Annotated in this window: 11 protein-coding genes; 7 read left to right on the forward strand and 4 right to left on the reverse strand. The window is 66.7% G+C overall.

Annotated elements, in window-relative coordinates; genetic code table 11:
• Positions 1-17: 17 nt before the first annotated feature.
• Positions 18-476, reverse strand: a complete 459-nt coding sequence (locus tag FHU31_RS01380) for a MarR family winged helix-turn-helix transcriptional regulator (RefSeq protein ID WP_167154948.1) — start codon at positions 474-476, stop codon at positions 18-20.
• Between the two features lie 122 nt (positions 477-598).
• On the opposite strand from FHU31_RS01380, the gene FHU31_RS01385 reads away from it, so the two are divergent.
• The gene (locus FHU31_RS01385) at positions 599-1627 is read left to right on the forward strand and encodes a quinone oxidoreductase family protein (RefSeq protein ID WP_167154952.1); all 1029 of its coding nucleotides are present in this window, start codon (positions 599-601) and stop codon (positions 1625-1627) included.
• Positions 1628-1647: 20 nt separating this feature from the next.
• On the opposite strand, the gene FHU31_RS01390 is transcribed toward FHU31_RS01385, so the two are convergent.
• Positions 1648-3669: a fatty acid desaturase gene (locus tag FHU31_RS01390; protein WP_167154955.1), complete on the reverse strand. Its 2022-nt coding sequence runs from the start codon at positions 3667-3669 to the stop codon at positions 1648-1650.
• 141 nt (positions 3670-3810) lie between these two features.
• Here FHU31_RS01390 and FHU31_RS01395 point away from each other — a divergent pair, with 141 nt between their 5' ends.
• Complete coding sequence (locus FHU31_RS01395) at positions 3811-5061, forward strand: RsbRD N-terminal domain-containing protein (RefSeq protein ID WP_167154958.1); 1251 nt, start codon at positions 3811-3813, stop codon at positions 5059-5061.
• Positions 5062-5124: 63 nt separating this feature from the next.
• Positions 5125-5802: a maleylpyruvate isomerase family mycothiol-dependent enzyme gene (locus FHU31_RS01400; protein WP_167154960.1), complete on the forward strand. Its 678-nt coding sequence runs from the start codon at positions 5125-5127 to the stop codon at positions 5800-5802.
• On the opposite strand, the gene FHU31_RS01405 is transcribed toward FHU31_RS01400, so the two are convergent.
• Complete coding sequence (locus tag FHU31_RS01405; protein WP_167154963.1) at positions 5758-6756, reverse strand: cation transporter; 999 nt, start codon at positions 6754-6756, stop codon at positions 5758-5760. The two genes, FHU31_RS01400 and FHU31_RS01405, sit on opposite strands and share 45 nt — an antisense overlap.
• Positions 6757-6872: 116 nt before the next feature.
• Between FHU31_RS01405 and FHU31_RS01410 the strand changes: the two genes are divergently transcribed.
• Positions 6873-7724 carry an HpcH/HpaI aldolase/citrate lyase family protein gene (locus tag FHU31_RS01410; protein ID WP_263988126.1) on the forward strand — a complete coding sequence of 284 codons (852 nt, stop codon included), beginning with the start codon at positions 6873-6875 and terminating at the stop codon, positions 7722-7724.
• Here FHU31_RS01410 and FHU31_RS01415 read toward each other — a convergent pair.
• A complete protein-coding gene (locus FHU31_RS01415; protein ID WP_167154969.1) occupies positions 7717-8826 on the reverse strand; it encodes an ROK family transcriptional regulator in 1110 nt (369 codons plus the stop codon). The genes FHU31_RS01410 and FHU31_RS01415 overlap by 8 nt on opposite strands.
• Positions 8827-8905: 79 nt before the next feature.
• Here FHU31_RS01415 and xylA point away from each other — a divergent pair, with 79 nt between their 5' ends.
• The 3 genes from xylA to FHU31_RS01430 all read left to right on the forward strand — a co-directional run bounded on the left by xylA (position 8906) and on the right by FHU31_RS01430 (position 12102).
• On the forward strand, positions 8906-10129 hold the full coding sequence (gene xylA / locus FHU31_RS01420) for a xylose isomerase (protein ID WP_167154972.1): 1224 nt from the start codon (positions 8906-8908) through the stop codon (positions 10127-10129).
• Between the two features lie 100 nt (positions 10130-10229).
• Complete coding sequence (locus FHU31_RS01425; protein ID WP_167154975.1) at positions 10230-11309, forward strand: sugar ABC transporter substrate-binding protein; 1080 nt, start codon at positions 10230-10232, stop codon at positions 11307-11309.
• Positions 11310-11316: 7 nt separating this feature from the next.
• Positions 11317-12102 carry an ATP-binding cassette domain-containing protein gene (locus FHU31_RS01430; protein WP_263988125.1) on the forward strand — a complete coding sequence of 262 codons (786 nt, stop codon included), beginning with the start codon at positions 11317-11319 and terminating at the stop codon, positions 12100-12102.
• The last annotated feature ends 10 nt before the right edge of the window (positions 12103-12112 follow it).

Genomic DNA, 12112 nt, shown 5'->3' on the forward strand with positions numbered 1-12112 from the left:
GCGCGGACCTAGGCTGTCTACTCCGTCGGTCCCGCGCTCAGGTCGTCGACGAACCGGCAGAACAGCGTGGCGAACATGGCCTGATCGCGCTTCGGCCACTTGCCGACCACGGCTTCGAGCAACTCGACTCCCGCCGCGTCCATCCGCCGACACGTTCTCAGGCCCTGGGCGGTCGCCGTGAGCAGCACCGCCCGGCGATCGGTCGGATCCGGTTCCCGCGCAACCAATCCGCGCTGTACGAGCCGACGAACCTGCAGGGTGATGGTGGATTTGTCGACGGCCTGCCAATCGGAGAGCTCCGATGCCCGCATGGGGCCATTGGCAACGATGGTCCGCAGTAGCTCGACGTCGATGGGTGTCAGGTCGCGGCCGGAGTCGCCCAGCAGTGTGGTGCGCGTCTCGGCGCGGGTCAGGAAGCGGGCCAGCTTGGCCATTGCGATGTGGATGCGTTGAGTGGGTTGTTCCTGAGTCGGCATGTGTCTCATCCCCCGCGTGACAGTTAGTTGGCGCCAACCAACTACTCTGACTATAGTTTGATGATACCAACTAAATCTCGGTCAAGCGTCCCCGCGGCGCGCTTTCGATAGAGGAGAGTTCAATGACCAGCGGTACGATGAAGGCCGTCAGGATCCACCGCTATGGGCCGCCCGAGTGCCTGATCTACGAGGATGTCCCCATCCCTCAAGCGGGTCCCGGCCAGGTGCTGGTCCGCAATGAGGCGGCGGGAATCAACTTCGCCGACATCGACCAGCGCCGCAACAACTACCCATTTCAGCCCGCATTGCCTCACCTTTTGGGGGCGGAGTTCGCCGGCGTTGTCGAGGCCGTCGGCGACGGTGTCGCAAGCGCAGCGGTCGGCGACCGAGTATTCGGCTTCCTCTCCGGAGCGGAGCCGGCCGCATACGCACAGTACGTCGTCGCGGCGGCAGAAGCGGTGCGCCCACTGCCTCCCGGACTCGGGTACGCAGAGAGCACCGCATTGCTGGTTCAAGGAGTCACCGCCTACTTCTTGCTTCGTGACGGAGTGCGGCTCGCTTCCGGCGAGTCGGTGTTGATCCTCGCCGCGGCGGGTGGCTTGGGCTCGATTGCCCTGCAGCTCGCCAAGATCCGGGGTGCGCGACCGGTGATCGGCGCGGCCAGCTCGGCGGAGAAGCGAAAGATGGTGTCCGAACTGGGCGCTGACGCATGTATCGACTACACGCAACCCAACTGGAGCAAAGCGGTGCTGGACGCCACCGGTGGTCGCGGCGTCGACGCCGCGCTGGTCAACGTCGGCGGAAGCGCGTTCACCCAAGCGGTCGCCGCGCTGGCGCCCTTCGGCCGGCTGAGCGCTTACGGCGGCGCCGACAAGACCACTCCGGTCATAGATTTCGAGGCCGAGTTCGCTGCTGGACGGTTGTTCGGCAACCAGACATTGGGATTCTTCAGCCTCTATCCCTATCTGCACGGCGACCGGCACGAAGTCACGTCTGCGCTCGCCGAACTCGCCGACCATGTGGCATCCGGGCGCCTCCGAATCCAGCTCGGAGTGCAGCTACCACTGTCGCAGGCCGCGAAGGCGCACCGGCTCATCGAAGACCGGCACACGACGGGCAAGTGCGTGCTGTTGCCGTGGGAAGAGCAGTAGTCCGGGATCGGTCGTCGGCATCACGCGTCGAAGTCGACCGACACCGTCGGACTCGTCGGATGCGCCTGACACGTCAGCACATACCCGGCCTCCAGGTCGGCGGACCCGAGCGCGAAGTTCTGATCCATCACCACGGTGCCGTGCAACAGCCTGGCGCGGCAGGTGCCGCAGGCGCCACCCATGCACGAGTAGGGGGCGTCACCGCGGACTTGCAGCGCGGCTTCCAGGACCGAGTCCCCGGGGGTCAGCTCGACCGTCGCCTGCTGTCCGGACAAGGTGAAAGTCACTGTGGCCGAGGCATGGTCACGATGCGCAGCAGCCTGCTGCGGATAGCCGGTGAACAACTCCAGGTGGACGCGCCCGTCGGCGACGCCGTGGCCGGTCAACACATCCCGGGCCACGGTGCTCATCCCGATCGGTCCACAGATGAACCACTCGTCCACGGTGTCGGGCGCCAGGCTGGTGCTCAGCAGCGATTGCAGCCTGTCTCGGTCGATCCGCCCACGCAGCGCGGGGGTGTGCAGCGGCTCGTCGGACAATACGTGGGTGATCTCCAGGCGGTCGGCGTAGCGGGACTCCAGCCGGGCCAGATCATGCCGGAACATGGTCGACTCCCTGGTGCGGTTGCCGTAGATCAGGGTGAACCGACTTTCGGTCTCGATCTGCATCACCGTCTCCAGGATCGACAGCACCGGTGTGATCCCGCTACCGGCCACCAGGCCCACATAGTGCCGCCGGGCCAGCGGCTCCGGTGCGGTGCCGAACCGGCCGCTGGGGGTCATCACCTCCAGCACGTCCCCGGCCTTGAGTTCCTCAGCGACGAATGTCGAAAATGCCCCGCCGGGAATGTGTTTGACCGCGATACGTAGTTGGGCGCGGGTCGCGGGTGCACAGATCGAATAGGTGCGCCGGACACCCACCCCGCCGAGATCGGTCCGCACGGTGACGTGCTGGCCCGGCTCGAACCGGAACTCGTCGCGCAGCGCCTCGGGCACGGCGAAGGTCACCAAGGTGCTGTCCGCGGTGATCGGGTCGACCGAGGCAACCGGAATGTTGTGCAGCACCGCGTGGGGCGCGCTCGACCGTGGCGGCATGTGGACCGGCACCACCCGGCCGAGCTTGCTGTTGAGCAGCTTCCACTCACGGTAATCGCCTGCGTTGAGGTGCTGGCCGAACACCGTGGTGATCGCCGCGCCACGCTCCAGGTACGCCTCCTCATTGCGGTGCCAGGTCTTTCGATACCGGTAGAACGGCACCGAGGGGTGCAGATGATGCACCAGGTGGTAGTTCTGCGACAGCATCAGCGGGGTGTACAGCCACTCCATGCCCACCCGGGCACGCGTGGCCCCGTAGCGATTGCTGCGCTGCGTGTCGGCCAGGTCGTGATGGGGCAGCCAGTCGAACCACCACAACAAGACGATGAGCCCGATGCGCTGGGGGATCAGGAATACCACGGCCAGCGTCCAGAAGTGGCCGGTGACGATCGCGACACCCAGCGCGGACAGGCACAGGATGAGCAGCCCCAGGGTCTCGGCCACTTCGGATTTCGGTCGGCTGCGCACCGTGCGCAGGATGAACCCGGAGTACATCAGCTCGGGGAACGGCCAGCGCAGCGGCATCTGCCACCACCGGGAGTGCGAGGCCCAGGCATCGGGATCGTTCGCGTCGTCGTTGGCGTGCCGATGGTGCTCGATGTGGAGGAACGCATACGTCGGGAACGAGATGATCGGGACCACCAGCAGCCACGCCAGCCGCCCGACGCACCCGTTGAGCCACCGCGTGCTGCTGATCGCGTGATGGATGGCGTCATGGCTCACGGTGAACATCACGAAGGTCACCGCGGCGTTGATCGCGATGGTGGCCCCGGCAGGGAACCAGCCGTGGAGGTAGCCGATCGTCGACGCCGCGAACGCCGTCCACGCCACCACCAGGAGCGTCACCGTCGGCAGGGCCAGCGTGGGCACCGGCGCACCCGGATCCGGCAGCGGATGGGGTTCGGGTGACGTGGTGGCGGGGCCGTCGACTGCCGCTGCGATGGACATGGGCTGCTCCAAGACGCTCAGTGTCTGCGGAATGAGAACCGCTCAGCACAAGGCTAGGAGGCTCGCATGCCCAAAACGACATACTCGGACCACCAACTGCCGGCCTCCCTTTGTACTCGGAAGACAAGTAAGGTCGCAGGCATGATCGAGCGCGGTGCCGGGGATTCGGTGGCTGATTCCGCGGCGGCGGTGGTCACCCGACTCGTCGCCAAGCTCGATGAGGTCACGGCCCGCACCCAGGCGGTCCTGATGGAGGAGGTTGCCGACCTGCGCGGTGACGCGCAGCTGGTGCAACTGATGCGGGACAACGTTGCCGCCAATATCGACACGGTCTTCTCGGCGATCCGCCACGGCATCCCGGTGGAGCATGTGGAGGCGCCGACGGCTGCGCTGGAGTATGCGCGGCGGCTTGCACAGCGGGATGTGGCGGCGAACGCGTTGGTGCGCGCATACCGCATCGGCCATCAGGAGGTGCTCAAGATCCTGCTCGAGGAGATCCGGGCCGCCGAACTGGATCCGCAACGCAGGCTCGATGTGTTCGACGAGATCCTCGCCGTGACGTTCCGCTATATCGACTGGATCAGTCAGCAGGTCCTCACCATCTACCAGGACGAGCACGACCGGTGGCAACAGAGTCGGAACCACCTGCGGGCGGCTGAGATCCGGGGTGTCTTGGCCGGCGACGACGATATCGATGTCGACGCGGTCGCCGCGGCGCTGCGTTACCCGCTGCGGGCACATCACCTGGCCCTGGTGCTGTGGTGCGAGGAATCCGCCGAGCAGGACGAGCTCACCGTCTTGGAACGTCACGTCCACGAATACGCCGCCGCCGTCGGTGCACGGGATCGTGCCCTGTTCGTGTCGGCGGACCGGCTGACCGGTTGGGCGTGGATACCGCTGGAATCCGACCGTGGCATACCCCCGCCCGACACCGCGAACCCGTCGGTCAATCTCGCTGCGGGCCAACCCTTGCCGGGAGTGGACGGGTTCCGCCGCTCTCATCGGCAGGCGCAACTCGTGCGTGCGGTGCTGACCGCTGCGGGCACCGGTGCTGCCCGGGCCGTCAGCGCCGCCGAGCCGGGACTGATGCTGGCCGGTCTGGCCGGTGGCAATCTGGCCGAGGCGCGGGTCTGGGTGCACGAGGTACTGGGGCCGCTGGCCTCCGCCGATGCGCGCGACGAGCGTCTGCGTGAGACCCTGCGGGTGTTCTTGCGCGCAGGGCAGAGTTTCACGGCGGCGGCCGGGGAGCTTCACCTGCACTTCAACTCGGTGAAGTATCGGGTGGCGCGAGCAATCGAGCGCCGCGGCCGACCGATCGCCGCCGACGTGCTGGACGTGGAAGTTGCGCTGCTGCTGTGCCATTGGTACGGCGACGCAATCCTGCGTTCGTGAATCCCGTGGATCACCCTGGTTTATCGGATTGAGTCGATCCGCCGGGATGGCTAGGTTGTGGTCATGCGCCTCAGCGGGGACGAACGCGAACGGGTCTTCGTCGCGGTGGCCGATGAGCGGCGGGCGATCGCGACGTTGATCGACGGGCTGGATCTAGAACAGCTGGCCACCCCGAGCCTGTGTGGCGGCTGGGATGTCAAAACCGTTGCCGCACATCTGGTCAGCGATTTCACCGACGGGTTCTGGGGCTTTCTGGCCAGTGGGGTTCGACACGGCGGGATGAATCGCGGCATCGACGCGCTCGCGAGACACCGGGCGCGCGCCTCGGCCGCCGATATCGCCGCCACGTTGCGCCGGGAGGCCGACCACCGGCTCAGCCCACCGGTCACCGGCCCGCTGTCGGGTCTGACCGATGTGCTGGTCCATGGTGCCGATATTCGAATCCCCCTGGGGATGGCCCACCGCCCAGATCCGCAGCACGTGGCCCGCGTCATCGATTTCCTCACGGGCCCGACGCAATTCGGCTTCTTCCCGCAGCGTCGGCTGCGTGGTATCGCGCTGCGCGATGAGGACACCGGCCGGACCTGGGGTGGTGGCGATCTGATCAGCGGATCCGGCGCATCGGTGATGCTGGCGCTCTGCGGTCGGGTGGTGGCGTTCGACGCCCTGACCGGACCCGGCGTGCAGGTCTTACGGTCACGCCTGTCGCCGATCCAGCGTCGGTACGGCGTGAATGGGTAGGTCGCTGAAGACCAGCGTCAGCCGCAGCGGCCCGATGCGGTCGCGGAGCTCTTGATAGGTGTGGGCCCGCAGTTCGTCCTGTTCGGCGACGGACATCGTGCCCGCATAGGAGACCCGCAGGTCGATCTCGATCGTCTTGCCCCGGCTGATGGCCAATGCGTCGACCAGCGTCAGCTCGTGATCGAGCTCGTGGGCATGGGCCGCGTCCACCGCGCTGACCGCGTCCCGCACCGCGGCATCGAGATCGGGATCGGCGCGACGGCCGGACAGCCGCCCGAACTCCAACCGGATCTGGCGCACCGGCTCACCGATGAGCAGGACGCACAGGATCAGTACGATGATGCTGTCGGCGATGTCCTTGATGTTGAAGTCGGCCGACGTGACGACGGTGCCTTCCGGGATCACCGTGACCACGACCAGCGAAGCGCAGATGCCGCCGCTGATGATGGCTTCCATCTTCGCTGCCGTCGCCTCGACCCGCAGCAGTGCCGACGCACCACCGACGGCGCGGTTGTGCCGTTCGTGATTCCACTTGAGCGCCAGGCAGATCAGCACGCACACCGCGGTGTACACCGCCGCGACACCGAACTCCGGTTCACTGCCCTCGCCGGTCACCAGATAGTCGATCACCTTGACCGCGTTGGTGACCAGACCGACGATGACCACGCCGAGGATCATCAGGGAACGGAACAGGGCGTACAGGTTCTCCAGCGCCAGACGACCGTAGGGGTTGTCGGCATCGGCGGGTCGTGCCGCGGTCACCGCCAGCCGTGCCGCGATGAAGGCGGCCGCCGCGTTGATCAACGAGATCACCCCGTCGAGCTGGGTGGCCGACACGCGCGTGATCGCGTACACGGCGAAGCCGAGGACCGCCAGACCGAGCATCGTGAACATGTAGGCGTGCAGGCTGCGCCGCTCGGCCTGCACCACCATCGCCTCCGTGGCCACCGCCATGGGTTCCTCCTGCTGCCGTGCGCGAACGTGTCGTGAACTTTATGTGCGCAATCTGGTACCTACGAGATGGGGCTTGGACGATGGATGCGACGTCGCCGAGCGAGAGGGCCCCACACGTGACAGTTTCACCACAGGTAACGGGACGAGTTCGCAAGCCGCACTGGTCGCTGGCCCGGTCCTGGCTGTTGCAGCCGGGGATTCCGGACGGTGGCCGCGCATATGACGCCGCGGTCGCCGGCGGTGCCGACGTGGTCGTGCTGGATATCGAGGATGGACTGCCAGCGGCGCAGAGACCCGCCGGTCGCCTGGCGGTGGTCGAATGGCTCAACACCGGGGCGCAGGGGTGGGTGCGGATCAACAGTGTGAGCACGCCCGACTGGTCGGCCGATCTCGAGGCCCTGGCCGGTGCCCGTGGGCTGTCCGGCGTCATGCTGGCCAAGAGCGAATCCGGGGACGATATCGCCGCGACCGCCGCGCGGCTGCCGGCCGGCACACCGGTGGTGGCGCTGGTGGAGTCGGCACTGGGAATCGAGTCGGTCTCCGATATCGCGCGGGCCCCCGGATGTTCTCGAATTGCGTTCGGTGTCGGCGACTTTCGCCGCGACACCGGCATGAGCGAGGAGCCGACGGTGCTGGCCTATGCGCGCGCCCGGCTGGTGATCGCCAGTCGGGCTGCGGGTCTGCCCGCACCGATCGACGGCCCCACCCTGCGTGACCAGACGCGCCACCTCGCTCGGGAGACCGCCGTGGCCAAAGCCGCCGGTATGACTGGTCGGCTGTGTCTGGATCTCGACCATGCGGAGACGATCAACCGGCTGCTCAGTCCGTCACCGCTGGACATCGACCAGGCCCGTCGCACGCTCGCCGACCTGGACGCACCCGCCGGACCGTACGACGGCAGCGTCGGCCCCACCCGGGCCCGGGCACAAGCCGTCCTCGACCTGGCCGAGAAACTCGGCCTCATCTGATCGCGCGTCCACCGCTGGTGGGACAGTGCGCAGCGGGGTCGGCGAGCAATGACGCGAAGGCCGCTTCGGCGGCTCCGATCATCAACGTGCCCGAGCCGAGGTTGGCCGACACGATGCGCACCTGCTCGTGCGGTACCCGCATGGAGTGGCGGGTGACCGCGGTGTCGAGGGCCGCCGCGGCCCGCGTCGGGAAGGCGCTCAGGAATCCGCCGAGGACGATGAGGTTCGGGTTCAGCAGGTTGATCGCGTTGCCGAGTGCGATGCCGAGATACTGCGCCTGGTGCGCCAGGGTTTTCGTGGTCGTCTCGCTCACTTCGGTCTCCAGGCACCCGATGCGTCCGCAGTGACACGGACCGGCGCCGCCGACGTAGGTGTGACCGAGCTCGCCGGCGTAGCCCGCGGCACCTTCCAGTAGTTCACCCGCCACAACGAAGCCCGCGCCGATTCCGCTGGCGCCGCCGTTGACGTAGATCATGTGACGCGCGTCGGGATGGCCGCCGAAGATGTGTTCGGCGAGCGCACCCAGATTGGCGTCGTTCGCCGCGAACACGGGTAATCCCGTTGCCGCGCGCAGCATCTGGCCGAGTTCCTCGTCATGCCAGTCGAGATGCGGGGCCATCCGCACCACCGAACTGGTGGCGTGTACCAGGCCGGGAACGGCAACACCGATCGCGATGACACGCTGATGGCGGTCCAGCCCGGCCTCGATCCGGGCGACGGCGTCGGCGGTGATGGTGACGGTCTCGCTCACACTGGGTACGCCGTTCGTCGGGTACCTGGTGGCCTCGAGCACGGTGCCACCCAAGGCCACCACACCGATGGTGATGGCATCGGTTTCGGGATTCACCGCGACGGCGAGGGCGCCGGTCTGCGGGCGCACCATGGGGCTGGGCCTGCCGACCTGACTGGCCGGTGCGGCCTGCGACTCCTCGATCAGGCCGGCGCCGACCAGCTCTTCCACCAGGTCCTTCACCGTGGATCGGGACAATCCTGTTCGGCGGGTCAGCTCCGACCTGGTCAGTGCGCGGGCACGGTGCACCAGCGTGAGCACCGCGGACAGGTTGCGGCGCCGCACATCGTCGGTGTTGGTGCCGACTCCCATTCGAGAATCCTCCCTTGACAGTGGTCTACGCCACATCTTATGTTCGGACAAGCAACAAATCCAGTTTCAGGAGCATGCGATGTCCATCCTCGAATCCACCGCCGCGGCCACGGGCGACCTCGCCCCGAAACGCTCGGACAAATTCTCCTTCGGCCTGTGGACGGTCGGCTGGGTCGCGTCCGACCCGTTCGGCGTGGCCACCCGGCCGGCGCTGGACGTGGTCGAGGCCGTCGAGCGGCTTGCCGAGCTGGGCGCATACGGCCTCACTTTCCATGACGATGACCTGTTCCCGTTCGGCAGCGCCGACGACCAGCGCCGCCGCGCCATCTCCAGGCTGACCTCGGCGTTGGCGGCCCACGGGCTGGTGGTGCCCATGGTCACCACCAATCTGTTCACCCATCCGGTGTTCAAGGATGGCGGATTCACCAGCAATGATCGCGGCGTCCGGCGATTCGCGCTGCGTAAGGTGCTGCGCAATATCGATCTCGCCGCCGAACTCGGCGCGGAGACGTTCGTGATGTGGGGCGGTCGCGAAGGCAGCGAATACGACAGCGCCAAAGACGTCCGGGCCGCGCTCGAACGCTATCGCGAAGCGCTGGACCTGTTGTGCGAGTACGTGCTCGATCAGAAGTACGCGCTGCGCTTCGCGATCGAACCGAAACCGAATGAGCCGCGCGGCGACATCCTGCTGCCGACCGTGGGGCATGCATTGGCCTTCATCGAGTCGCTGGCCCATCCGCAACTGGTCGGGGTTAACCCGGAGACCGGCCACGAGCAGATGGCCGGGCTGAACTTCGTGCACGGCATCAGTCAGGCCCTGTACTCCGGCAAGCTGTTCCACATCGACCTCAACGGCCAGCGCGGGATCAAGTTCGACCAGGATCTGGTGTTCGGCCACGGAGATCTGGCCAATGCCTTCGCGCTCGTCGACCTCCTGGAGAACGGCGGCGTGGACGGCGGCCCCAGCTACACCGGCCCCCGGCATTTCGACTACAAGCCCAGCCGCACCGAGGACAGCAGCGGGGTCTGGGAGTCCGCCGCCGCCAACATGCGGATGTATCTGCTGTTGAAACAACGTGCCGCGGCTTTCCGCGCCGACCCGGAGGTCATCGAGGCGCGCCGGGTCGCCCGGGTCGACGAGCTCCGGCGAACCACGATGGGCGCCGGCGAGACGTATCAGGAGCTGTTGGCCGACCGCTCGGCGTACGAGGATTTCGATGCCGATTCCTATTTCGGCGCCAAGGGGTTCGGATTCGTCCGGCTGAACCAGTTGGCCATCGAGCATCTGATGGGTGCGCGCTGAAGTCGCGACCCGAACCGCTGGACGTGATGCACATCACGCTATAAGTTGTCCGAAACAACAAAAGGCCGAGGTATCGGCGGATGTGATGAGGGACGGTTGCATGAAGCGAATCACCGGTCTGATGGTCGCCGTCGTGGTCGGGGCAGGCCTGACGCTCACCGCGTGTGGCGGCAACAACGGGGGCAGTGGCGGCGGCACAGGTGACGCCAAGGGGCAGAAGATCGGCGTGATCCTGCCCGACACCAAGTCGTCGGTCCGCTGGGAGTCCAAGGACCGGCCGGCATTGGAGGCCGCGTTCAAGGCGGCCGGCGTGCCGTACTCCATCCAGAACGCCGAGGGATCCGCCGACAACATGGCGACCATCGCCGACGCGATGATCGCCGACGGCGTGACGGTGCTGGCACTGGTCAACCTGGACTCCGACAGCGGCGCGTCCATTCAGCAGAAGGCCGCCGGCCAGGGCGTCAAGACGATCGACTACGACCGGCTGACCCTGGGTGGCTCTGCCGATGCGTACGTCTCGTTCGACAACACCAAGGTGGGCGAGCTGCAGGGCCAGGGGCTGGTCGACTGCCTCGCGGGCAAGCAGTCGAACGTGGTGTTCCTCAACGGATCGCCGACCGACAACAACGCCACGTTGTTCACCGGTGGCGCGCACTCGGTGGTGGACAAGGTGCCGACCATCAAGGTGGTCGCTGAGCAGGCCGTACCGGATTGGGACAACGACAAGGCCGTCACCATCTTCGAGCAGATGTACACCGGCGCCGACGGCAAGGTCGACGGCGTGTACGCGGCCAACGACGGGCTCGCCGGATCGGTGATCTCGATCCTGGAGAAGAACGGGCGGGCCGGGCAGGTGCCGGTCACCGGTCAGGACGCCACGGTCGAAGGCCTGCAGAACATCCTCGCGGGTTCTCAATGCATGTCCGTGTACAAATCGGCGAAGGAAGAGGCGGGGGCGCTCGCGCAGGCGGCGATCGCGCTGGCCAAAGGCGAACAACCCAAGACCAACAGCACATCTCGTGACGACAAGGGCAACCGGGACGTGCCGTCGGTGTTGTTGACGCCGAAAGCCATCACCAAGGACACCGTCAAGGTGGTCTTCGACGACGGTGGCCAGGCCAAGGGCGATGTCTGCACCGGGCAGTTCGTGGCGGCGTGCGACGCTGCGGGGCTCTAGGGGCATCGTGTCCGTACCGAACGCACCCCTGCTTGAACTCCGCGGCGTCAACAAGAGTTTCGGTGTCGTGCACGTGTTGCACGACGTCGACTTCCAGGTGTATCCGGGAGAGGTCACCGCGCTGGTCGGAGACAACGGCGCGGGCAAGTCCACTCTGGTGAAGGCCATCGCCGGGATCTACCCACTCGACAGCGGAACCTACGTGTTCGAGGGCAACCCGGTCACGGTGCACGGACCCAACGACGTGTCGGCACTCGGGGTTGAGGTGGTTTACCAAGACCTGGCGTTGTGCGACAACCTCGACATCGTCTCCAACATGTTCCTCGGGCGTGAGCTCAAGCGACACGGTGCACTTGACGAAGCGAAGATGGAAGCGCTTGCCCGCGAGGCACTTTCATCGCTGTCGGTGCGCACGGTGAAGTCCGTGCGCCAGCCGGTGTCCAGTCTGTCCGGCGGGCAGCGTCAAACGGTGGCGATCGCCAAGTCCGTCCTGTGGAAGGCCAAGGTGGTGCTGCTCGACGAGCCCACCGCCGCGCTCGGTGTGGCGCAGACCCGGCAGGTCCTCGACCTGGTCCGCCGGCTGGCCGACCAAGGTGTGGGCGTGGTGTTCATCTCGCACAACTTGAACGACGTGTTCGAGGTCGCCGACCGGATATGCGCGCTGTACCTCGGTCGGGTGGCCGCGGAGGTGAAAGCCGCCGAGGTCAGCCACAGCCAGGTGGTGGAACTGATCACGGCGGGCCGCTCAGGCGGCCTCGGCTTGGCACCGGCCGACGCCGCACAGTCGATGTGAGGACCACACG

The organism is Mycolicibacterium fluoranthenivorans, from assembly GCF_011758805.1.
Taxonomy (GTDB): Bacteria; Actinomycetota; Actinomycetes; order Mycobacteriales; family Mycobacteriaceae; genus Mycobacterium; species Mycobacterium fluoranthenivorans.